Annotated in this window: 20 protein-coding genes and 3 tRNA genes; 15 read left to right on the top strand and 8 right to left on the bottom strand. The window is 54.9% G+C overall.

Going from position 1 to position 23,282, the window contains the following annotated elements:
* Positions 1-22: 22 nt before the first annotated feature.
* Positions 23-1,477 (top strand): NAD-dependent succinate-semialdehyde dehydrogenase, encoded by a 1,455-nt coding sequence (locus ACYAC5_RS17200; protein WP_350261198.1) that lies wholly within the window; start codon positions 23-25, stop codon positions 1,475-1,477.
* A 25-nt stretch (positions 1,478-1,502) separates the two neighbouring features.
* Positions 1,503-1,772, top strand: a complete 270-nt coding sequence (locus ACYAC5_RS17195) for a barstar family protein (protein WP_217549797.1) — start codon at positions 1,503-1,505, stop codon at positions 1,770-1,772.
* 50 nt (positions 1,773-1,822) lie between these two features.
* Here ACYAC5_RS17195 and yhcN (ACYAC5_RS17190) read toward each other — a convergent pair whose 3' ends face one another.
* The 4 genes from yhcN (ACYAC5_RS17190) to argR form a co-directional block, all read right to left on the bottom strand.
* Entirely contained in the window at positions 1,823-2,089 is a 267-nt protein-coding gene (gene yhcN / locus ACYAC5_RS17190) for a peroxide/acid stress response protein YhcN (protein ID WP_008101968.1), read from the bottom strand.
* 101 nt (positions 2,090-2,190) lie between these two features.
* On the bottom strand, positions 2,191-2,457 hold the full coding sequence (locus tag ACYAC5_RS17185; protein ID WP_462062054.1) for a YdgH/BhsA/McbA-like domain containing protein: 267 nt from the start codon (positions 2,455-2,457) through the stop codon (positions 2,191-2,193).
* Positions 2,458-2,547: 90 nt separating this feature from the next.
* Complete coding sequence (gene yhcN / locus ACYAC5_RS17180; RefSeq protein ID WP_101762851.1) at positions 2,548-2,811, bottom strand: peroxide/acid stress response protein YhcN; 264 nt, start codon at positions 2,809-2,811, stop codon at positions 2,548-2,550.
* 489 nt (positions 2,812-3,300) lie between these two features.
* Positions 3,301-3,771 (bottom strand): transcriptional regulator ArgR, encoded by a 471-nt coding sequence (gene argR, locus ACYAC5_RS17175; protein WP_008101964.1) that lies wholly within the window; start codon positions 3,769-3,771, stop codon positions 3,301-3,303.
* A 424-nt stretch (positions 3,772-4,195) separates the two neighbouring features.
* Between argR and mdh the strand changes: the two genes are divergently transcribed.
* Positions 4,196-5,131 carry a malate dehydrogenase gene (gene mdh, locus ACYAC5_RS17170; protein WP_097095873.1) on the top strand — a complete coding sequence of 312 codons (936 nt, stop codon included), beginning with the start codon at positions 4,196-4,198 and terminating at the stop codon, positions 5,129-5,131.
* A 52-nt stretch (positions 5,132-5,183) separates the two neighbouring features.
* Here mdh and mscM read toward each other — a convergent pair whose 3' ends face one another.
* The 3 genes from mscM to rsgA all read right to left on the bottom strand — a co-directional run bounded on the left by mscM (position 5,184) and on the right by rsgA (position 10,568).
* Complete coding sequence (gene mscM, locus ACYAC5_RS17165; protein ID WP_462062053.1) at positions 5,184-8,519, bottom strand: miniconductance mechanosensitive channel MscM; 3,336 nt, start codon at positions 8,517-8,519, stop codon at positions 5,184-5,186.
* Positions 8,520-8,534: 15 nt separating this feature from the next.
* Positions 8,535-9,431, bottom strand: coding sequence for an archaetidylserine decarboxylase (gene asd, locus ACYAC5_RS17160; protein WP_101762854.1), 897 nt, complete (start codon positions 9,429-9,431; stop codon positions 8,535-8,537).
* A gap of 93 nt (positions 9,432-9,524) precedes the next feature.
* The gene (gene rsgA, locus ACYAC5_RS17155) at positions 9,525-10,568 is read right to left on the bottom strand and encodes a small ribosomal subunit biogenesis GTPase RsgA (protein ID WP_101762855.1); all 1,044 of its coding nucleotides are present in this window, start codon (positions 10,566-10,568) and stop codon (positions 9,525-9,527) included.
* A 103-nt stretch (positions 10,569-10,671) separates the two neighbouring features.
* Between rsgA and orn the strand changes: the two genes are divergently transcribed.
* The 4 genes from orn to ACYAC5_RS17135 all read left to right on the top strand — a co-directional run bounded on the left by orn (position 10,672) and on the right by ACYAC5_RS17135 (position 11,972).
* Positions 10,672-11,220: an oligoribonuclease gene (gene orn, locus ACYAC5_RS17150; RefSeq protein WP_462062052.1), complete on the top strand. Its 549-nt coding sequence runs from the start codon at positions 10,672-10,674 to the stop codon at positions 11,218-11,220.
* Between the two features lie 299 nt (positions 11,221-11,519).
* A tRNA-Gly gene (locus ACYAC5_RS17145) sits at positions 11,520-11,595 on the top strand.
* A gap of 28 nt (positions 11,596-11,623) precedes the next feature.
* A tRNA-Gly gene (locus tag ACYAC5_RS17140) sits at positions 11,624-11,699 on the top strand.
* A gap of 197 nt (positions 11,700-11,896) precedes the next feature.
* A tRNA-Gly gene (locus ACYAC5_RS17135) sits at positions 11,897-11,972 on the top strand.
* 435 nt (positions 11,973-12,407) lie between these two features.
* On the opposite strand, the gene queG is transcribed toward ACYAC5_RS17135, so the two are convergent.
* Positions 12,408-13,547, bottom strand: a complete 1,140-nt coding sequence (gene queG / locus ACYAC5_RS17130) for a tRNA epoxyqueuosine(34) reductase QueG (RefSeq protein ID WP_192236113.1) — start codon at positions 13,545-13,547, stop codon at positions 12,408-12,410.
* On the opposite strand from queG, the gene nnr reads away from it, so the two are divergent.
* From nnr to hflK, 8 genes are all read left to right on the top strand, one after another.
* Entirely contained in the window at positions 13,546-15,063 is a 1,518-nt protein-coding gene (nnr, locus tag ACYAC5_RS17125; RefSeq protein WP_462062051.1) for a bifunctional ADP-dependent NAD(P)H-hydrate dehydratase/NAD(P)H-hydrate epimerase, read from the top strand. The genes queG and nnr overlap by 2 nt on opposite strands.
* A 3-nt stretch (positions 15,064-15,066) precedes the next feature.
* Complete coding sequence (gene tsaE / locus ACYAC5_RS17120) at positions 15,067-15,543, top strand: tRNA (adenosine(37)-N6)-threonylcarbamoyltransferase complex ATPase subunit type 1 TsaE (protein WP_101762859.1); 477 nt, start codon at positions 15,067-15,069, stop codon at positions 15,541-15,543.
* Positions 15,540-17,198 (top strand): N-acetylmuramoyl-L-alanine amidase AmiB, encoded by a 1,659-nt coding sequence (gene amiB / locus ACYAC5_RS17115; protein WP_137386609.1) that lies wholly within the window; start codon positions 15,540-15,542, stop codon positions 17,196-17,198. Before tsaE ends, amiB begins: the two co-directional genes overlap by 4 nt.
* Before the next feature lie 43 nt (positions 17,199-17,241).
* A complete protein-coding gene (mutL, locus tag ACYAC5_RS17110; protein ID WP_192412265.1) occupies positions 17,242-19,095 on the top strand; it encodes a DNA mismatch repair endonuclease MutL in 1,854 nt (617 codons plus the stop codon).
* Positions 19,088-20,029: a tRNA (adenosine(37)-N6)-dimethylallyltransferase MiaA gene (gene miaA / locus ACYAC5_RS17105; protein WP_110867436.1), complete on the top strand. Its 942-nt coding sequence runs from the start codon at positions 19,088-19,090 to the stop codon at positions 20,027-20,029. The genes mutL and miaA overlap by 8 nt, the downstream gene beginning before the upstream one ends.
* Before the next feature lie 110 nt (positions 20,030-20,139).
* On the top strand, positions 20,140-20,457 hold the full coding sequence (gene hfq, locus ACYAC5_RS17100; RefSeq protein ID WP_101762863.1) for an RNA chaperone Hfq: 318 nt from the start codon (positions 20,140-20,142) through the stop codon (positions 20,455-20,457).
* 80 nt (positions 20,458-20,537) lie between these two features.
* Positions 20,538-21,818 (top strand): ribosome rescue GTPase HflX, encoded by a 1,281-nt coding sequence (hflX, locus tag ACYAC5_RS17095; protein ID WP_007892011.1) that lies wholly within the window; start codon positions 20,538-20,540, stop codon positions 21,816-21,818.
* 227 nt (positions 21,819-22,045) lie between these two features.
* The gene (gene hflK, locus ACYAC5_RS17090; RefSeq protein WP_101762864.1) at positions 22,046-23,281 is read left to right on the top strand and encodes an FtsH protease activity modulator HflK; all 1,236 of its coding nucleotides are present in this window, start codon (positions 22,046-22,048) and stop codon (positions 23,279-23,281) included.
* The last annotated feature ends 1 nt before the right edge of the window (position 23,282 follow it).

Below are 23,282 nucleotides of genomic sequence, written 5' to 3'. Positions count from 1 at the left end.
GCAAACTGACAGGAGAAAACCGATGTCCACTTCCCTGCAACAACACGAATTATTCAAGACCGGCTATTTTGCTGATGGTCAATGGCATAACGCCAGCGCCACCTTTGAGGTGACCAATCCTGCCACCGGCGAAGTTATCGCTAACGTGGCGAAAGCCGGCCAGCAAGAAACCGAACAGGCGATTGCCGCCGCGCAGCGTGCGTTTCCCGCCTGGCGCGATAAAACCGCCAAGGCGCGTGCCGAAATCCTCTATCGCTGGTATCAGCTGATCATCGAGAACAAAAGCTGGCTCGGCCAGTTGATGACGGCCGAGCAGGGTAAACCGCTTAAAGAAGCCGAAGGTGAAGTGGAATACGCCGCCAGCTTTATTCAGTGGTTTGCCGAGCAGGCGAAACGCGCCAACGGTGAAATCATCCCGCCGGCTAAACCAGGCTCGCGCATTCTGGCGACGCGGGAACCAATTGGTGTGGTCGCGGCGATCACGCCGTGGAATTTCCCAATGGCGATGCTGACGCGCAAACTTGGCCCCGCATTGGCCGCGGGCTGTACCGGCATCATCAAACCCGCTAACAACACACCGCTGAGCGCCTTCGCGTTGCTGGCGCTGGCGCAGAAAGCCGGTGTGCCTGATGGCGTACTCAATGCGGTGGCGGGCGATACGCATGCCATCAGCGACGCGATCATGGCCAGCAAGGCGGTGCGCAAAATCTCCTTTACCGGTTCCACCGCGGTGGGCAAAACGCTGATGCGTAATGCGGCTGAAACCATGAAAAAGGTCTCGATGGAGTTAGGCGGCAACGCGCCTTACATCGTGTTTGATGATGCCGATATTGATGCGGCGGTGCAGGGCGCGATTGCCAACAAATTCCGCAACGCCGGGCAGGTGTGCGTCAGCGTCAACCGCTTCTATGTGCACAACGCGGTGTACGATCGCTTCGTTAATCAACTGGCCGATGCGGTGGGCAAACTAAAAGTCGGAAATGGCGTGGAAGAAGGGGTGATCGTTGGCCCGCTGATTGAGCCGTCCGCGCTGGAGAAAGTGGAAGAGCACGTCAAAGATGCATTGAGTAAAGGCGGCAAATTGCTGGTCGGCGGCGAACGTCATCCTCTTGGCGGCAACTTCTGGCAACCAACGGTGATTGGCGAAGCGCATGAAGAGATGAAGCTGGCGCAGGAAGAGACGTTTGGTCCGGTTGCGGCTTGCTTCCGCTTTGACGATGAAGCCGAGGTGATTGCGCGTGCCAACAATACCGAATTCGGCCTGGCGGCTTACTTCTACACGCAGAATCTGCAGCGGGTATTCCGCGTCTCAGCGGCGCTGGAAGCGGGCATGATCGGCATTAACGAATGCGCGGTATCCACTGAGCTGGCACCGTTTGGCGGCGTGAAAGAGTCTGGACTGGGACGCGAAGGATCGGTGTTGGGGATGGAAGAGTATCTGGAAGTTAAAGCGTTGCACCTCGGCGGGCTCAGCTAGCCGCAACAACCAAGAGGGCGTCATGATGAGAACCGAGCGTTTCGATTTCGACGAGATTGTCGATCAAGCCCATTTTTATCGACAGTTTAGCGATCGTTTTGCGTTAGCCGATCTCGCCATCAACGATCTTGACGATCTTTGGGATGCGATTATAGGTGAGCAACTGCCGTTGCCGCTGGAGATTGAATTTGTAAATCTGGGGAAAGGGCAGAAACGCCGGTATGGCGCATTGATCCTGCTATTTGATGAAGCAGAAGAGGAGCTGGAAGGCCAGCTCCGCTTCAATATAAAGTAAAAAGGGCCCCGGCGAGCGGGGCCAAAGGGTTCGTCTTAATTGACGAGGAATTACTTATACAGCTCAGCTGTCACGTGGTAGCTGTCGCCGGTTTTCGCTTCAATCACTTTGTAAGCGCTGGCACCTTGCTCATCCGCTTTCTGAGAAAGCTCGGCACGATAGTCCATTGGCGAACCGCCGGTTCCGCTGATTGAAATGGTGCTGCCGGTAGGTTGCAGATTCTGCGCCTGTTGTTCGGTGACCAGTTGTGCTGCAGAAGCACCAAAGGCGAACAGGGAAAGCAGGGTAGCAGTTGCGATGGTTGTTTTGATTTTCATAATTTTCTCCTCGTTTAATCAACAACCTGCGGCAGAAAAGGGGTGGCGGGTCGTCGATCTATTGCCTGGCGCCATCAAGGCACCGGACGTTCAATTAGTGATTATTTGTACAGTTCAGCAGTTACGTGGAAAGTATCGCCACGGTTGCTTTCGATGATGCGGTAATGGCTGGCACCCTGCGCATCGGCTTTCTGTGACAGTTCCTGACGCACGTTGGTCTGGTCGCCGTTAACACCGCTCACGCTGATGGTTTGGTTCAGAGATTGCAGCTGTTCAGCTTGTTGGTTTGAAACCAGGCTGGCGGCACTCGCGCCAAAAGAAAGAACAGAAGCCAGGCCCAGTACTGCGATAGCTAATTTACTTTTCATGATTCACTCTCCTGAAATGGGGGCCGGCAACCTGAGAGGCAAGAGCGTCTCAAACGGGTCGCCGTTCACATTGCTTTTCAAGCCAATAACTTATTTGTACAGCTCAGCGGTTGCGTGGTAGCTGTCACCGGTATTCGCCTCAACCACGCGATAGGCTTTCGCACCTTGCTGGTCGGCTTTATCGTTTAACTGCTGACGGATATCCATTGGAGAACCGCCCACGCCGCTGACGCTGATGGTGCCCGCAGGTTGCAGATTCGCAGCCTGTTCAGCATTAATAGAATCTGCTGCAAAAGCACCAAATGACAGGGCAGAGAGAACACTTAAAGTCGCGATAGTAGTTTTAACGTTCATGGTATTTTTCCTCGTCGTCTATTTTTATCTTTTTCTTTCGTGTGATTTGCATCACGAAAACAAGTATAGATCTAATCACCCATGAAATTAATACCGAGCTAATAATGTTTGGTTGTAATTCTTTATCCTTATGGCACTTTTTTAGAACCTGAAGTTATAAAAAACGCCTGGATCTTAACCATAGGTGGTTATTTCACCGTAAAAACAATGATCTACATCAAATTATCTTTTAGTGCGAAAGATCGTGGTTGATCTCGTTGGCTGATAAAGATAGAGAAGGGAAAGACACTGAGCACAATGTGTAAAGCAGCGTAAAATAGCGCATAAGGTTAAATAGGCACAAAGGTCGTACCAATAATAGCGGCTGAAAAGAACCGCCAGGCATATGGATAACTTATTATTTACAAAGGGATTTGTAACAGAATGGTTACGAATGAAGCGCAAAGGGCAAGATTACCGGCAGAGGAACTGCCGGTATGCAGCAGGGTTTTATAGCTCTTGTTCGAATAAAACCAGTATCGCGTCGTACAGCTGTTTTACCGAGAAGGTGCGCGCGGGGGTAATAAAGATGGTGTCATCACCGGCAATGGTGCCGAGAATGCCTTCCGCTTTGCCCAGCGAATCCAGCAGGCGCGCAATCAGCTGCGCCGCGCCCGGACTGGTGTGAATCACCACTAACGCATCGTTGTAATCGATATCCAGCACCAGATTTTTCAGCGGGCTGGTGGTGGTGGGCACGCCGAGTTCAGCAGGCAGGCAGTAAACCATCTCCATCTTGGCGTTGCGCGTGCGCACCGCGCCAAACTTGGTCAGCATGCGAGAAACTTTGGACTGATTAATATTCTCGAAGCCGTCTTCCTGCAGCGCCTGCACGATTTCGCCCTGGGAGCTGAATTTCTCTTCCTTCAATAAGGCTTTAAACGCCTTAATCAAGTCGTCTTGTTTCGATGGGTTTCGCATAAGCTACCAATTAAAAAGGGGTTGCAGAGGGCAACAGGCCCACGGCAGATAAATTATTATGCATTTAGATGAATTTTTATGCAATAAGTCTGGTAAGAGAATCGCGGTAATGACCTGCGGGGCGGGCATCATAACAGAATATGATGTTGCACCAAAATCGCGGGTGGACGCGCAAAGCGAAGGTTGCAAAGTTGTTATATTATTGAAGTGGTAACAACAATATCGATGATCATTGCCGTCCATTGTCTTCTGGCTGCGAATGAATCATTCAGGCGACTTCTGAAGTGGAGATGTCTCGGGAGCCGATTGCGGCGTAGTGTTTAGTGCGCGACAGGTTTAGTCGCTATCGCCTGAGAAGTTGATTAAACTCGTAACCTGATGGATTTTCGGCATATCTCTGCCCCACCTTAATAAGGAGTTCAGGATGAAAGTTGCCGTTCTCGGTGCCGCTGGTGGTATTGGCCAGGCGCTCGCACTGCTGCTCAAAACGCAATTACCCGCAGGCTCAGCTCTCTCACTTTACGATATCGCCCCGGTAACGCCCGGTGTGGCGGTCGATCTCAGTCATATCCCAACGGCAGTCACCGTGGAAGGGTTTAGCGGTGAAGATGCTACGCCTGCGCTGCATGGTGCTGATGTGGTGCTGATCTCCGCGGGTGTGGCACGTAAGCCGGGCATGGATCGCGCCGACCTGTTTAACGTCAACGCCGGTATCGTGCGTAACCTGATCGAGCAGGTTGCCAGTACCGCGCCAAAAGCGCTGATTGGCGTCATCACCAATCCGGTGAATACGACGGTGGCGATTGCGGCCGAAGTGCTGAAAAAAGCCGGCGTGTATGACAAGAATCGCCTGTTTGGCGTTTCCACCCTCGATATCATCCGTGCCAATACCTTTGTCGCGGCGCTAAAAGGCAAGCAGCCTAACGAGATTGAAGTGCCGGTGGTGGGCGGGCATTCCGGCGTAACGATTCTGCCGCTGCTGTCGCAGGTGAAAGGCGTGAGCTTCAGCGAGCAGGAAGTGGCGGATCTCACCAAACGTATCCAGAACGCGGGCACCGAAGTGGTGGAAGCCAAAGCCGGTGGCGGATCGGCGACGCTGTCGATGGGACAGGCAGCGGCCCGTTTTGGCCTGTCATTGATTCGTGCCCTGCAAGGCGAAGCCAACGTGGTGGAGTGCGCGTATGTGGAAGGCGATGGCGAATATGCCCGCTTCTTCTCGCAGCCGCTGCTGCTGGGCAAAAACGGTATCGTTGAACGCCGTCCGCTGGGCACGCTGAGTGCCTTTGAACAGCAGGCGCTAAACGGCATGCTGGAAACGCTGAAGAAAGATATCGCGCAGGGCGAAGAGTTTGTGAAGTGATAAACTCCGAGCGGCAATAAAAAACGCCCGGCATCTGCCGGGCGTTTTGTTTTTATAATCCGCCAGATTTGAAGGTCTTATTGGCGGGCGCACCGTTAGTCGCGGGGTTTTGCTTTCCTAACGTCTCCATGCGTACCTGGAATGGTGGGAACGGCATCTCAATGCCGTGCTCCTCAAAGCCGCGCAGAATCAGCTGATGCAGTTCATGGCGCAGCGGCATGCGATGCCCCATCTCCGCCGCATGCACGCGCAGTTCAAACAGCTGAATACCTTGCTGCAGATCGACCAGGAACACATCCGGCGCCGGCATATCGAGCACGTAGGTGCAGCGATCGGCCGCTTGCTTAAGAATGTTGGTCACTTCATCACTGTTGACTCTGGCGGGCGCTGGAATCGTCAGCACCACACGCGTCACTGAATCCGACAGCGACCAGTTCACGAACTGCTCAGTAATGAAAGCCTTATTCGGCACGATGATCTCTTTGCGGTCCCAATCGGTGATGGTGGTGGCACGCGTGTTGATGCGCGTAATGCTGCCAGTCAGGTCGCGAATGGTCACGGTATCGCCAATACGGATCGGTTTCTCAAACAGGATAATCAGGCCGGAGATAAAGTTAGCGAAAATCTCCTGCATCCCGAAGCCCAAACCCAGACCCAACGCAGCAACCAGCCACTGCAGCTTCGACCACTCAATGCCCATCATTGAGAAGCCAATCAAGCCGCCAATCAGCATCAAAGCATACTTGGTCAAAGTGGTAATGGCGTAACCGGTGCCCGGCGCCAAACTGAGATGCTGCAACAGCGCCAGTTCCAGCAACGCGGGCATGTTACGCACCAGCTGCGTGGTGATGATCAGCACCAGAATCGCAATCAACACCGCACCCAGCGTAATCGCCTGCACGCTGTCCACACCCTGAATGGTGGTGCTGGCATTCCACAGCGGAATGTTATCAAGGAAGCTAAACGCCGAGTGGATTTCTGACCACAGCACAATCACCGAAACCAGCGCAATCAGCGTCAGGATTGAACGCACCAGACGCAGCGACTGTGCGCTGATCTCATCAAGATCAATGCTTGGCTCATCGATTTCGATGGTGTCGGCATTCGCTGGCGTTGATTGCTCTTTCTCTTCTTCGCTGCGCGCGCGGTTGGCCAGCATATCGGCACGACGCTGACGTGCACGGTCAAAGGCGATGCGGCGGCGCTGAATCAGCATCCAGCGGCGGATGATGTGATACACCACCAGCAGGAAGAACCAGATGCCCACCGAGGTTTCCAGACGCGCCAGCAGCGCCTGCGCGGTGGCGAGATAACCGATGCAGGAGGCGAGGGCAGCCACCAGCGGCAGGGCAATCATCAGGTTCCACAAAATGCGGTTTACGAAGTTATCGCCGTTGCCCTCTTTATCCAGATAGAGCGGAATACCGGCGCGTTTCAGGCTAACGGTAACGATACTCAGCGCGCCACAAATCAGGATGAAGCACACGCGTCCCAGCGTGCCGGAGAATTGCGGATCGTCGAGATTGGCAAAGGCGATCAGCAGCATGATCAGCGGCACAATCAGCCCCACCGACAGCGAGTAATAGCGCATGGCACGCGCCACGCGCGCTTGCGGCCAACGGAAATGCACCACAAACAAGCCATCGGGACGTGCAAACGCGGCGCTGATCATAAAGGCCCACAGCAGCGGCAGCGTGGCGGTGATGCCATCGCCAATCGCCACGGCGAATGGATAAGGCCAGGCATGCTGTAAACCGTAACCGAGCGCGGCCCACAATACCGGCAGCGGCACCGCCACCAGAATCGACCAAAATACCGTGCGCAGCGTCAGGCTGAAGCGGTCCTGCGTCACTTTACCGACGCGGCTGGCGGAGCGCTCCATAAAGGCGTTGTAGTGACGACGTGAGCTGATGCTGAAGCCAACCAGCAGAATCGCACCAATAATCGGTAACACGGTTTCGCGATTGGTAAACATCATCGCCAGCGCTTTGCCGAGCTGGCCGGCGGTATCCAGCGACAACAGACGCTTGAGATCCTGCGCCATCTCCACCGGGAAATTCAGGCCGATGGTATTAACGTCAGCGGTCCAGAACAGATAGCGATGCGTCGCATCTTTAATTTCGGCTAAGGCATCCTGCAACTGTGTATTGGAAACTTTGAGCTTGGTGATTTCCAGAATCAGCGTATCGCAACCGGAAATCAGTGAGTTCAGCAGTTCGTGCTGGGTTTTAAGTTGCGCTTCGAGGATGCGTACCTGATCGCTGCTGAACGGCGTGCCGTCATCCTGTTTGGCTTTGCGCAGTTCCTGCTGGCGCTCCAGCAGATCCTCATAATGCAGACGCTGCACCCGCAGCTGGCCCATTTCGCTGTCGATCTGCTGAGATTTCGGCATCTCCGGCAGACGGGCAACCTGCGCACGCAAGGCTTCGCCCAACAGATTGGACGCCCCCAGCCATTGCGACTGCTCACGCAACGTGCTCAGCGCCTGACGCACCTGCAAGGTCTGATTGGTGGCCAGACGCTGCTGCGAAGCGACTAAATCCATGCGCTGCGCTTGTTGATTAAGGTCTGCGGAGAGTTCGCGGTTAACGCGGAACTGATCGCTGATCGAACTCGGCAGATCGCCGCTGTTTTCCGCCAGCTGCTCGGTGCGCTCAAGCGCCAGTTCAGCTTCGCGCTGGCGCTGATTGTTGAGCTGATTGCGCAGCGCCTGCAGATAGTTATCCAGTTGAGTCGCTTTGCGCTGATGCACCTCAGCGCGCATACGCGCCAGTTCCTGACGGTTATTCGCCGAAAGCTGCGCCAGCTCTAACTCGTCCACGCGCGCTTTGTTGGCGGCGTTTTCCGCCTGACGCGCGTAAATCTGCGCCTGCGCCAGCGGCGTAGTCGCCGTCGAAGCGCTCTGCGCGCGACGATCGCTTTCGGTCATCGCCCGGCGTGCATCGGTTTGCTGCTGCGGCAGCTGCGACAGTGAATCGCTGATCTCGCGCGCGCGATCCTGCTCCTGCTGCGCCTGACGGCCTTCCTCCAGCAGCTGGCTGCTAACCTGCAACAGCTCCTGATCCAGCTCGGCGCTGCTCATATTGCTGCGCACCGCCTTGCTGCTGTCCGTCAGCGTGGCGATCTGCTGACGTAATTCGCGCGCCAGCCGCGGGAAATCATCAATCACCTGCTGATACTGCTTCGCGCGCTCCAGCGACTCATCGCGCTCGTTGAGGAAATTGATCGCCGATTCGAGCGCCTGCACCTGCTCGGTTTGCGCGGGTGAGGTTTTCGCCGATTTAGCCGCATCCAGTTCCTGCTTTAGCTGGCTGGATTGCGGAACGGTGGCTGCAAATACAGAACTGCTGAGCACAAGGCTCAGCAGCAAGGAGAGGAAAACACGCACGGGAGAGATTCCGGGTTATTTGCTAAGTGAGACGCTGTCGCCAGGCTGAGGCAGGGCGATGGCCAGCGGCTGACCGAGGCGGGTTTTGCTTTCGGCTTCAAGGCTTTCTGCCAGCTTCACGCGATTTGGCGCGAACAGGTTGATCACCGTTGAACCCAACTTGAAGCGACCCATTTCCTGGCCTTTCAACAGCACCACCGCACCATCATGATCGGCAGACGGATAGCGCCAGCGTTTAATCACACCTTCGCGCGGTGGCGTAATGGTGCCCGCCCACACGGTTTCGATGCTACCCACAATGGTGGCACCGACAAGGATCTGCACCATCGGGCCATGATCGGTATCGAATACGCAGATCACGCGCTCGTTACGCGCAAACAGATTCGGAATGTTACGTGCGGTCAGCGGGTTGACGGAGTAGAGATCGCCCGGCACATAGATCATTTCGCGCAGGATGCCGTTACACGGCATATGCACGCGGTGATAATCGCGCGGGGCGAGATAAGTGGTAACAAACTCGCCGTCATGAAACTGATCCGCCAGATCGTCGTTACCGGCCAGCAGCGCCTGCAGGCTGTAAGTGTGGCCTTTGGCCTGGAAGATCTGATCGCCGGCAATGCGGCCCAGCTGGCTGATCGCGCCATCGGCGGGCAGCGCCAGTAAAGAGGCATCAGTATCGATCGGACGCGCGCCCTCTTTTAACGGACGCACGAAGAAATCATTGAAGGTGCGGTAGCTGCCGGTATGTGGCTTGCTGGCTTCCGCCATATCCACTTTGTAGTACCAGACAAATAGGTCGATGACCGCTTTAGTGAGCCAGCCACCACGGCGGCTGGCACCCCAACCGGCGAGCTCGGTGAGCCCTTTTTTAGGCAAAATATGATTCAGGCCGAGTTTAAAACGATCAAACACCGTTGCCTCCTGGCTTAATTACGTGTCGTTAACAAAAAAGGGGGCGGATTGTAGCAGCGCCCCAGCGCGTTGGCGAATGTGCCGTTGTACTGCTTAATCTGCGTCGGAGGAAAAGTTTTTACGCGTCTTTACCTGCGCCATACTTTCCAGAATTCGGTGGTAGTTATCGAAGCGGGAGATATCAATCTTGCCCTCTTCTACCGCTTCGCGAATGGCACAGCCAGGATCGGTATCGTGCTTACAGTCGCGGAAACGGCAACCGCCAAGGAATTCACGGAATTCGACAAAGCCGCGCGTCACTTGTTCTGGCTCCAGATGCCATAAACCAAACTCACGCACGCCCGGTGAATCGATCACATCGCCGCCCGCCGGGAAGTGGTAAAGGCGTGACGCGGTAGTGGTGTGCTGGCCTAATCCAGAAACGTTCGACACATCGTTGGTCAGAATTTCAGCCGCTACCTCCAGACCAAGCAGGTTATTCAGCAGGCTCGATTTACCCACGCCAGATTGGCCGGCAAAGATGCTGACGCGGCCGGTTAAGGCGCTTTCCAGTTCAACCAGGCCATCTTTGGCGTGGCTGGAAACCATCAAAACGCGATAACCAATGTTGCGATAGATCTCCATCTGCTCATCAACAAACGCGCGGCCTTCGGCATCTAAAAGGTCGGTTTTGTTGAGCACCAGCAGCGGTTCCACGCCAAGAGTTTCGCTGGCGACCAGGTAACGATCAATGATGTTGAGTGACAGCTCTGGCAGGATCGCCGAAACGATAATGATCTGATCGATGTTGGCGGCGATCGGTTTCACGCCGTCATAGAAGTCTGGGCGCGTAAGCACCGTCTTACGTTCGTGTACCGCTTCGACGATCCCTTTGCCGCCGCCAATGGCAGCGCGCCATAAAACGCGATCGCCAGTGACCAGCGAGCGAATAGTGCGGCGGATGTTACAGCGATGCACAACGCCTTCGCTATCTTCCACGTCTGCGTGCATGCCGAAACGGCTGATCACCACGCCATCAGCCGCTTCTCCAAACAGACTATCATCCGGCTCCGGCTTATCGCTCCGTTGCTGCAGACGACGCTGATGGTTGGCGCTTACGCGACGTTGTTGACCTTTCGACAGTTTGTTTTTACTCACGCATCCTCTCACGGCTTTCGCCAGGTTTCGCCCTGCTGGGCAAAACGTCTATGATACACCTGAAATGAGTTTAATGACGACTTTGGCAACAGGCGGGAAACGCATGACAGCTGGAAATGAAAACAACCTGATTTGGATCGACCTCGAAATGACCGGATTGGATCCGGAACGCGATCGCATTATTGAGATCGCTACCATCGTGACCGATGCCAACCTTAACATCCTGGCAGAAGGCCCGGTGTTCGCGGTGCATCAATCTGACGATCAGTTGGCGTTGATGGATGACTGGAACGTGCGCACGCACACCAATAGCGGATTGGTGGCGCGCGTCAAAGCCAGCGAGCACGATGACCGTGCGGCGGAACTGGCCACCATCGAGTTCCTGAAACAGTGGGTGCCGGCGAACACCTCGCCGATTTGCGGCAACAGTATTGGTCAGGATCGTCGCTTCCTGTTTAAGTACATGCCTGAACTAGAAGCCTATTTCCACTATCGCTATCTTGATGTCAGCACGGTGAAAGAGCTGGCGCGCCGCTGGAAACCAGATATCTTGCCAGGTTTTAAAAAGTCCGGTAGCCATCAGGCGCTGGATGATATTCGCGAGTCCGTCGCTGAGTTGGCGTACTATCGCGAGCACTTCCTGCAGCTTTAACCGCCGCGGGTGCGCAGGAAATCATCAGGTTGTCGATAAAAGCAGCGAACGCGCGGAAAGCGCAAAATTTTGCTTTTAGACTCTTGCGACTGAAAGGATTTCTCGTATAATGCGCACCCCGTACCGGTGAAGAATTTCATGCGGAACGGAGAAGTAAAGTAGTACGACGAAGTTCAGAATCGAGTAGTTGAGTTGGGTACAAGGCGGCAACTGAGCGAATATCTGGGAGCTTACTTCAGTAAGTGACCTGATTGAGTGAAGGCAGCCAACGCAGTAACCAACACAAATACGATGATTATGCGGGAATAGCTCAGTTGGTAGAGCACGACCTTGCCAAGGTCGGGGTCGCGAGTTCGAGTCTCGTTTCCCGCTCCAAACTTTCGTTGAGTAGTAAACCTCTAATGCGGGAATAGCTCAGTTGGTAGAGCACGACCTTGCCAAGGTCGGGGTCGCGAGTTCGAGTCTCGTTTCCCGCTCCAGAGTTTGTAGTAAACCATCCAAATCACGGATTTAGTCGTTAGCGTGATTGTTGTGACAAAAATACGAAGAGTCAGAATCGAGTATTTTAGTTTGCAACAAGGCGGCAACTGAACGAATCCCTGGGAGCTTACATGAGTAAGTGACCTGGGTGAGTGAAGGCAGCCAACGCAGTAGCAGACTAAAATACGAAGATTATGCGGGAATAGCTCAGTTGGTAGAGCACGACCTTGCCAAGGTCGGGGTCGCGAGTTCGAGTCTCGTTTCCCGCTCCAGATTTTCATATTCACTAATGTTATTTGCCCTTAGGCGCAATCAGAATTAAAACAGCTGCAGATCTTTTTTGATCGCATGCGACATCGTTTTTTTCTGGAAATTTTGCACGCCTCGCTAGCAGCGATAATGCTTGTTGTCTGATGCAGTTATCTTACAGGTTATCCACAATGCGCCTGCAAGCTTCTGACGGCGTTTTCCCCGTTGTTTAAAACTGTTTTGAACAGAGTTATCCACAAGCTCTGGACAAACCCCTGCGCGCTAAATACGACGTGAATATTTACAATAATCGCTTAATTGATTGATTTGTAAGTGGTTATAACTATTTCAGACTGTGATCTTGCCCTTAAGACGAAATTACGATCTCCGTCACGATTCAGTGGGAAAATTTTATTCACAGCATGTGGAAAAGCGTTTTATCCTGTGCGACTGCTCAATCACGCATCACGTTGCAGGCCTTTTTCGACCGCGCGCACCAGCCGCTGTTTCTTCGCTGGCTGCACTTCTACCGCTTGCGCCGCGCGTTTCTGCAACTGCTGTGCAATCGCCCATTCAATATGCTCATCAAGCAGGGGATGTTCGCCGCTGCGCAATGCTAATGCCGCCATATTTTCTTCTGCCCAGGGCGCATTGCCCAATGCCACCGCAATATTTCGCAACCAGCGCAAATGCCCAATACGCCGAATCGCTGAACCTTCGGTGATGCGCAGAAATTTGGCTTCATCCCATTTGAACAGATCGGTGAGCGGCGGCGCATGCAACACCGCGCGCGGCGAGAAATCATCTTCATCGGTTAACTGGCCGTAACGATTCCACGGGCAGATCAGCTGGCAATCATCGCAGCCATAAATTCGATTACCAATCAGCGGACGGAACTCTTCAGGAATTGCGCCTTCCAACTCGATGGTGAGATAGGAGATGCAGCGACGCGCATCGACCACGTAAGGTTCGACGATAGCGGAAGTGGGGCAGATAGTGATACAGGCGACACAGCGTCCACACTGCTCCTCCTGTGGCTGATCGACCGGTAACGGCAGATCAATCAGCAGTTCGCCGAGGAAGAACCACGAACCCGCTTCACGGTTGAGGATCAGCGAATGTTTGCCGGTCCAGCCTAAACCGGCTTTAGCGGCAATCGGGCGTTCCAGAATCGGTGCGGAATCGACGAACGGACGAAAATTGAGTTCGCCACAGTGCGCCTGGATCATTTCTCCGAGCTTTTTCAGTCGATTGCGCAATACTTTGTGATAGTCGCGGCCCAGCGCATAGCGGCTTACATAGCCCAGCTGCGGATTTTTTAAGGTGCTGGCAAAGGCGGCTTTAGCTGGAAGGTAATTCATGCGTACGCTAATCACGCGCAGCGTGCCAGGTAGCAGCTCATGCGGCCGCGCACGCATCATGCCGTGGCGCGCCATCCAATCCATCTCGCCGTGATATTGCTTATCCAGCCACGCCTGCAGTTTGGGCTCTTCGGCGCTCAGATCGGTATCGCAAATACCCACCTGCTGGAAGCCGAGGTCGCGTCCCCACTGTTTAATTTGTTCAGCGAGCTGTTGAAGATCGAGAGGATATGACATGAGAAACCAGGCAATTGAAGCAAACGCGCGCAGTTTAACACACTCTGTCTGGCCTGCGCAGGCGATGGCGCAACTGGAACGCGATGCCGCCGATAGCCTGGGCTTAACGCTGTTTGAGCTGATGCAACGTGCGGGCCAGGCCAGCTATGAATTAGGCCGCCAGCTGTGGCCGCAGGCGCAGCATTGGTTGATCCTGTGCGGGCACGGCAACAATGGCGGCGATGGTTATGTGGTGGCGCGACTGGCGCAGGCAGCAGGATTGAACGTGACGCTGCTGGCGTGCGCGGGCAGTAGAGCCCTGCCAGAAGAGGCGCAGCAGGCGCAAGACGCATGGCTGGCGGCGGGCGGTGTGATTCACGCGGCGGATGCGCCCTGGCCGGAGCAGGTTGAGGTGATTGTCGATGCGCTGCTCGGCACCGGCCTGAATCGCGCGCCCGCCGATCCCTACGATCGCCTGATCGCACTCATCAACGCGCATGCCGCACCGGTGCTGGCGATCGATATTCCCTCTGGTTTGCTGGCGGCTAATGGCACGGCGCCGGGCGAAACGGTCATCGCCGATCACACGTTGAGCATGATTACGCTGAAACCCGGCCAACTGACCGGCAAGGCGCGCGATTACGTTGGCGTTCTGCACAACCATGAGTTGGGCTTGTCGGCGTTCCTTGCCGCTGAGCAGGCACCGATTTCACGCTATGACGCCGGGGATTTAACGCGCTGGCTGAAACCACGTCGCGCTACTTCACATAAAGGTGATCAGGGGCGGCTATTGGTGGTCGGCGGTGACAGCGGCACGGCGGGCGCGATTCGCATGACCGGTGAAGCCGCCCTGCGAACCGGCGCCGGACTTGTGCGCGTGCTGACACATGAAGATAATATTGGTCCGATTCTCACCGCGCGACCGGAGTTAATGGTTGATGCGCTGAGCGATGAACGGCTGGATCAGGCGCTGGAGTGGGCGGATGTGATCGCCGTTGGACCGGGGCTCGGCCAGCGCGATTGGGCTCAGAAGGCACTGAAAAAGATCGCGGTCAGTGAAAAGCCGATGCTTTGGGATGCGGATGCGCTTAACCTGCTGGCAATCAAGCAGGATAACCGTCAGAATCGCATCATTACGCCGCATCCCGGCGAAGCTGCGCGCTTGCTGGGGGTGAAAACCAGCGAGATTGAGAGTGACCGCTTACACGCTGCGCGTGCCCTGGCGAAACGCTATGGCGGCGTGGTGGTTCTGAAAGGCGCGGGCACGGTGATTGCCAGCGCGGCGGGTGACATCGCCATTGCCGATGTGGGCAACGCGGGCATGGCGTCTGGCGGCATGGGCGATGTGCTGAGCGGGATTATTGCCGCTCTGCTCGGCCAGAAACTGACATTACTTGATGCAGCCTGCGCAGGCTGTGTCGCGCATGGGGCAACAGCCGATGCCGTCGCGCGTCAGCGCGGTACTCGCGGCATGTTAGCCACTGATTTGTTCGAGCTGCTGTGGCAGTTTGTTAATCCAGAGATGATCCAACAATAAAGCATGAAGACCTGTGTTATCCCTTTGCCCGATGAGGCGGCAACCCTGAATCTGGGTGCGCAATTGGCGCGCGTCTGCAACAGCGCGCTGGTGATCTATCTTTATGGCGATTTGGGTGCCGGTAAGACCACCTTTAGCCGTGGTTTTCTGCAGGCGCTCGGCCATCAAGGCAATGTAAAAAGCCCAACGTATACGCTGGTCGAACCCTACGAGCTCGGCTCTCGCACGCTGTACCATTTCGATCTTTATCGTCTTGCCGATCCCGAAGAGCTAGAGTTCATGGGCATCCGCGACTATTTCGCCGGCGATGCGCTCTGTCTGGTGGAGTGGCCGCAGAGGGGCACCGGCGTGCTGCCTGAGCCCGATTTAGCGCTGACGTTGCGCTACGTGGATGCGGCGCGTGAAGCCGAAATAAGCGCGGTTTCCGCCACGGGCGAAGCGCTGTTAACCCAATTCCAGCAAGGCAGGGATCCGGCATGATGTCACGGATGAAAATCATTGTACTGGGCTTGCTGTGCCTGTTTTCTGCCTCGGCGTTGTCTGCCACGTTATCGGATATCAAAGTCGAAAATGGCGATAGCCAGGCTACCGTCACGCTGAGCTTTAACGGTCAGCCCGTATATGGCTTTTTTCCGCTGCACAATCCCAATCGTGTGGTGCTGGATATTCGTCAAAGCGGCGCGATTAAAGGTTTGCCGCTCAATTTTAGCGGCGAAAATATTGTGCAACGCATTCGCCATAGCCAGCCGAAGGATAAGCAAAGCCTGCGTCTGGTGTTCGAACTGACGCAGCCCGCGCAGACGCGCGCCAGCACGCAGCGCGATGGCAGTAATTATCGCGTGGTGTTCACCATTCGTGGGACGCAGCCAGCGAAGCGCCCGGCCGCTGCCGCGCCTGTTACCACCGCGCGTGAAAGCCAGCCGAGCAGCAGCAGCCAGGGCAATCCGTTCAACGCCAATCAGGTGACAGCGGTGACCAGCAGCAATACCACCGTGCGTCCCGGCAACTCGGTTAGTCGCAACGATGTGGTAATTGTGGCGATTGATGCCGGGCACGGCGGTCAGGATCCCGGCGCATCCGGCCAGCACGGTTTGCACGAGAAAAATGTCACCATCTCAATTGCGCGTAAGTTGAAAGCGCTGATGGATCAGGATCCGATGTTCAAACCGGTGCTGACGCGTAACGGCGACTATTTCATCTCGGTAATGGGCCGCTCAGAAGTGGCGCGTAAAGAGAACGCGAACCTGCTGGTATCCATTCACGCCGACGCCGCGCCAAATCACTCAGCCACCGGCGCATCGGTTTGGGTGCTGTCTAACCGCCGCGCCAATAACGAAATGGCGAACTGGCTGGAACAGAAAGAGAAACAATCTGAGCTGTTAGGCGGCGCAGGCGATCTGCTGGCGAACAGCCAGGCCGATCCCTATCTTAGCCAGGCAGTGCTGGATTTGCAGTTTGGTCATTCACAGCGTGTAGGTTATGACGTCGCCGTCAAAGTCTTGCAGCAGTTGCGCGGTATTACGCCGCTGCATAAGCGTCTGCCGGAACATGCCAGCCTTGGCGTTTTACGTTCCCCGGATATTCCCTCTTTACTGGTCGAAACCGGCTTTATTAGTAATGCCGCGGAGGAGCGGCTGCTTGGCAGCAGCGCGTATCAGGAGAAGATTGCGCAGTCGATTTATAAAGGCCTGCGCAATTATTTCCTTACGCATCCGCTGCAATCGATCCCAAAGGAGGAAAACCGGCCGCTGGACAGCGCACCAGCGGTTAGCGTCGCCAGCAACCCGGCGACCGGTACGGTGCAATATACCGGCGCAACGCAGCGTCATACCGTCACGCGTGGCGAAACGCTGTCGGGCATCGCGGCAAAATATGGCGTGAGCATGGCGACGTTACGTGAGATGAATAGCCTGAAGCGCGATGTGGTTTGGGTGGGACAGCGCCTGAAGGTGCCCGCGAAATCCAGCGTCAGCGTGGCGGCGAGTCGTCCAACCCGGCATAAAGTGGTGCGCGGTGATTCCCTCACGGCGATTGCCGCGCACTATGGCGTGAGCTCGAAAGCCATCATGCAGGCGAATAATATGAAGTCGAGCAATGTGATGCTGGGGCAAAACTTAAAAATTCCGCAATCCTGATTGTTGGCTCCCCGTGAGCCAACCAGCCAGAAGGATCACCACCATGCCAATACAGATTTTACCGCCGCAGCTGGCGAACCAGATTGCCGCAGGCGAAGTGGTTGAGCGCCCGGCGTCGGTCGTAAAAGAGCTGGTGGAAAACAGCCTTGATGCCGGCGCCACGCGCATTGACGTCGATATTGAGAAAGGTGGCGCGAAGCTCATCCGCATTCGCGACAACGGCTGCGGTATCGCCAAAGCCGAGCTTGCAATGGCATTGGCGCGGCATGCGACCAGCAAAATTGCTTCGCTTGATGACCTTGAGGCGATCATGAGCCTCGGCTTTCGTGGCGAAGCGCTCGCCAGTATCAGTTCCGTTTCTCGTTTAACGCTGACTTCACGCACCGCCGACCAAAGCGAAGCCTGGCAAGCCTACGCGGAAGGGCGCGACATGGATGTGACGGTGAAACCGGCTGCGCATCCGGTAGGCACCTCGCTGGAAGTGCTCGACCTGTTTTATAACACGCCCGCTCGCCGCAAATTCATGCGCACTGAAAAGACCGAGTTTACCCATATCGATGAGGTGATTCGTCGTATTGCGCTGGCACGTTTTGACGTCGCTATTTCGCTTAGTCACAACGGTAAGTTAATGCGTCAGTATCGCGCGGTCAGTGAAGATGCGCAGCGGGAGCGGCGTTTAGGGGCCATTTGCGGCACCACGTTTATGCAGCACGCTTTACGCATTGAGTGGCAGCACGATGATTTAGCGCTGCGCGGTTGGGTCGCCGATCCTCACGGTTCGCGCCAGGTTACCGATCTGCAATATTGCTACGTCAACGGACGCATGATGCGCGACAAGCTCATCAATCACGCGATTCGTCAGGCTTATCAAACGCAGCTTGGCGACGATCAGCAACCGGCTTACGTGCTCTATCTGGAGATCGACCCGCATCAGGTGGATGTCAACGTCCATCCGGCTAAGCACGAGGTGCGTTTTCATCAGTCGCGTCTGGTACATGATTTTATCTGGCAAGGCGTGATGAGTGCGCTGCAAGCCAGCCGCGCGCCGGAATTGCCCATCGCCCACGCCGAAGAACCTGCGCCGAAGTGGCAGCCAGAAAACCGTCAGGCGGCAGGCGCGAACCACTTTGCACAACCCAGCAACACGCCACGCAGCGGCGGGGCTTCTGCGGCCGCGAATGCGAATTGGCAGAATAAAGAGCCGGTTTACAGTGCGCGTGAAGGTAATGCCTATAAGCAGTTGATGAAAACGCCGATGGTAGAAACGCCGCGCGCGGCGCCAGTTCCTGCCGCGGCTCCGGTGCGTTTGCCGGAAAAGCGTGAAGCGCCGCTGGCCGCTCATGCGCAAAGTTTTGGCCGCGTGTTAAGCGTTTTGAAGGATCGTTATGCGCTGCTGGAACGTGGTAGCGCATTGCAATTGTTATCGCTGGCCGTGGCGGCGCGCTGGCTAAAACAGGCCCAGCTTGAACCAGGGGAAGAGGGTTTAAAACCGCAGCCGCTGCTGATCCCGGTGCGCCTGAAAATTGCTGCGCCCGAGCTGGCTGCCATCGCCGTTCATGCCGCGCTGCTGAGCCAGATGGGCATTGATTTACAACGAGAAGGGCAGCACGTGACGCTGCGCGCGGTGCCTTTACCGTTACGAACACAAAATTTACAAATCTTGATTCCAGAACTGTTAGGCTACCTGGCCCGGCAGCAAGAGGTTTCTGCATCCACGTTGGCCCAATGGCTGGCGCGTCGAGATGATGCAGAAGACGCTCACTGGAATCACTCGCAGGCGATTGCACTGCTGGCAGAGCTGGAAAGGCTTTGTCCGCAACTGCTTAAGTCGCCGCCTTCAGGTCTGTTGCAGACCATTGAGATTGAGAGCGCGCTAAACGCGTTGAAGCATGAGTGAACTAAACCAGGCTAGCCGGCCAAAGGCAATTTTTTTGATGGGGCCTACCGCCTCCGGTAAGACGGCATTAGCGATTTCGCTGCGTCAGCAACTTCCGGTGGAACTTATTAGCGTTGACTCTGCCTTAATCTATCGCGGGATGGATATTGGCACGGCGAAACCGTCGGCAGAAGAGTTAGCACTGGCGCCCCATCGTTTGCTGGACATTCGCGATCCGGCGGAAGCGTATTCCGCCGCAGAATTTCGTCGCGATGCGTTGGCAGAAATGGCGGATATCACCCGGAAGGGGAAGATTCCGTTGCTTGTTGGTGGAACCATGCTCTACTTCAAGGCATTACTTGAAGGATTGTCGCCGTTGCCCTCGGCCGATCCCGAGGTGCGTCAGCGAATAGAGCAAATGGCGGCGGAGAAAGGGTGGGAAGCCTTGCACCGTCAGCTGTGTGAAATCGATCCGGTCGCCGGTAGTCGTATTCATCCGAATGATCCGCAGAGACTTTCGCGAGCACTGGAAGTTTTTTTTATTTCGGGTAAAACTTTAACGGAACTGACAAAAACCTCCGGCGAAGCGTTACCCTACGACGTGTACCAGTTTGCTATCGCACCTGCGAGTCGTGAACTGATACATCAACGCATTGCGTTGCGTTACGACCAGATGCTAGCGTCAGGATTTGAAGCGGAGGCTCGTGCACTGTTTGCGCGAGGTGATTTGCATACGGACATGCCTTCCATTCGTTGTGTCGGTTATCGCCAGATGTGGTCTTATTTGTCGGGTGAAATCGATTACGACGAAATGGTTTATCGGGGAATTTGCGCCACTCGGCAGCTCGCTAAACGCCAGATGACCTGGTTACGTGGCTGGCCTGAAGTACACTGGTTAAACAGTGATGAGCCAGAGTTAGCGCGTAATGCGGTGCTTAAGGTAGTTAGTGCGTAGCAGGGATGATTGTGTACAATTGGTCCGTTATCGTGCGCAAATTTTTACGCAGTTTTTCTGAACCACGGTTCTTAAAGCAACAAACAACAAGCATATAAGGAAAAGATAGAATGGCTAAGGGGCAATCTTTACAAGACCCGTTTTTGAACGCATTGCGTCGTGAACGTGTACCGGTTTCGATCTATTTGGTGAATGGTATTAAGCTGCAAGGGCAAATTGAATCCTTTGATCAGTTCGTCATTCTGTTAAAAAACACGGTCAGCCAGATGGTGTATAAACACGCCATCTCTACAGTGGTTCCTTCTCGTCCAGTGTCGCACCATAGCAATAACGCGGGCGGCAGCGGTGGTAGCAGCAACTATCATCACAGCGGAAGCAATCAAAGCGCTCAGTCGCAGCCACAACAAGACGGCGATAACGCAGAATAATTTTGCGCTGCCGTAAAGCCAGGGCTGGAGAACGAGCACGTTTTCCTGTCCTGGTTATTTTATTTTAGCGAGGTTATAGCTTGTTTGACCGTTATGATGCCGGTGAGCAGGCCGTACTGGTACACATCTGGTTCTCCCAAGACAAAGAGCTGGAAGATTTGCAGGAGTTTGAAACTCTTGTCTCTTCTGCGGGCGTTGAAGCGCTGCAAGTCATTACGGGCAGCCGTAAAGCGCCACATCCCAAATATTTTGTCGGTGAAGGAAAGGCAGTTGAAATTGCCGATGCGGTAAAAGCGAGTGGAGCATCGGTCGTTTTATTCGATCATGCCTTAACTCCTGCTCAGGAACGTAATCTTGAACGGCTGTGCGAATGTCGCGTAATCGATCGCACCGGCTTAATTCTCGATATATTCGCCCAGCGCGCCCGCACCCATGAGGGTAAATTGCAGGTCGAGCTGGCACAACTACGCCATTTAGCAACCCGTTTGGTTCGCGGATGGACGCACCTTGAACGCCAGAAAGGCGGTATCGGTTTACGTGGTCCGGGTGAAACTCAGCTGGAAACGGACCGACGCTTGCTGCGTGGCCGTATCAGTCAGATTCTCTCCCGTCTTGAACGCGTCGAAAAACAGCGCGATCAGGGCAGACAAGCGCGTGCCAAAGCTGACGTGCCAACCGTTTCGCTGGTGGGTTACACCAACGCCGGTAAATCCACTCTGTTCAACGCGATTACCTCTGCGGATGTGTACGTAGCGGATCAACTGTTCGCGACACTTGATCCGACATTGCGCCGTTTGAATGTGGCGGATGTAGGTGAAGTGGTTTTAGCAGACACCGTTGGTTTTATCCGTCATTTGCCGCACGACTTAGTCGCGGCGTTTAAAGCCACGCTGCAGGAAACGCGTCAGGCGACATTGCTGCTGCATGTGATTGACGCCGCCGATTTGCGTGTGAATGACAACATTGATGCAGTAAATGAAGTTCTGGAAGAGATTGAAGCTGACGAAATTCCGGCGCTGTTGATCATGAACAAAATCGATATGCTTGAGGACTTTGTGCCGCGTATCGATCGCAACGAAGAGAACCAGCCGATTCGTGTGTGGTTATCTGCACAGAGCGGCGTGGGTCTGCCGTTGCTGTGGCAGGCGCTCTCTGAGCGTTTAGCCGGTGAAATCGCGCAGTACGATTTACGTCTGCCGCCGGAAGCGGGCCGTTTGCGCAGTCGTTTTTATCAGTTGCATGCTATAGAAAAAGAATGGAATGAAGATGATGGCTGTGTGAGTTTGCACGTGCGTATGCCGATAGTTGATTGGCGTCGTCTGTGTAAACAAGAGCCGTCGCTAGCCAGTTATATTGTTTGAAATTGCCCAAACGCCTTTACTCAATATCTTTTAGATTGTCGTCATTATCGTTGCAGGCCGTATGTGCAGGATTTACCCGAATATTTCGGATTCCAGCAAGGCGGCAACTGAGTGAATCCCCAGGAGCTTACATCAGTAAGTGACTGGGGTGAACGAAGGCAGCCAACGAAGCTGCAATCCGAAAGATGAAGGGTAAAAAACGTAAATACAATAAATGGAGTAGAAACATGGCGTGGAATCAGCCCGGAAATAACGGACAGGACCGCGACCCGTGGGGAAGCAGCAATAATCAAGGCGGCAACTCTGGGGGAAATAAAGGAGGTCGCGATCAGGGACCACCTGATCTGGATGATATCTTCCGAAAGTTGAGTAAAAAACTCGGCGGACTGGGCGGTGGCAAACAGAATGACAATGGCCAGCGCAGCGGCGGTAGCGGTGGCAAAGTGGTTGGCATTGTTGCCGTAGCGGCAGTCGTTATCTGGGCGGCTAGCGGTTTCTACACCATCAAAGAAGCGGAACGTGGCGTCGTCACGCGCTTTGGCAAATTTAGCCATCTGGTTGAGCCAGGCCTCAACTGGAAACCGACTTTCGTCGATCAGGTTCGCGCCGTAAACGTAGAAGCCGTACGTGAACTGGCGGCGTCTGGCGTGATGTTGACGTCGGATGAGAACGTAGTGCGCGTTGAGATGAACGTGCAGTATCGCGTGACGGATCCTGAGCGTTATCTGTATGCCGTGACCAGTGCCGACGACAGCCTGCGTCAGGCCACCGACAGCGCCTTGCGTGGCGTGATTGGTCGCTCAACTATGGACCGCATCCTGACGGAAGGTCGTACCGTGGTACGTAGCGAAACTCAGCGTGAGCTTGACGAGACCATCCGTCCGTACAACATGGGAATTACCCTGCTGGACGTAAACTTCCAGGCGGCACGCCCACCAGAAGAAGTAAAAGCCGCGTTTGATGATGCGATTGCCGCGCGTGAAAACCGTGAACAGTATGTTCGTGAAGCTGAAGCTTATTCGAACGAAGTTCAGCCGCGTGCTAATGGTCAGGCGCAACGTATCCTCGAAGAGGGTCGTGCTTACAAAGAACGTACGGTGTTAGAAGCGCAGGGTGAAGTGGCGCGTTTTGCTCGCTTGCTGCCTGAATATAAAGCTGCACCAGAAATCACGAAAGAGCGTCTCTATATTGAAACCATGGAACGTGTGCTGAGTCATACCCGCAAGGTATTGATCAGCGATCGTGGTAATAATTTGACGGTCCTGCCATTGGATCAACTGATGCGCGGTGGTCAGGCATCTGGCCAGGGCGGTCAGAAAATGACGAATCTAATGAAGTCTCCTTCGTCGTCCGATAGTAATGCGAGCCGTGGAGATTCTTCATCTTACAGTCCAGACAGCATCATGGATCAGCGTCGCGCCAATGCGCTGCGCAACGATACCCAGCGCCAGGGGAGGGAGTAAT

The sequence above is a fragment of the Pantoea sp. y20 genome (assembly GCF_054903455.1).
The sequence above is the reverse complement of the archived record's forward strand: the minus strand, read 5'-3'. Positions and strand labels throughout refer to the sequence as shown.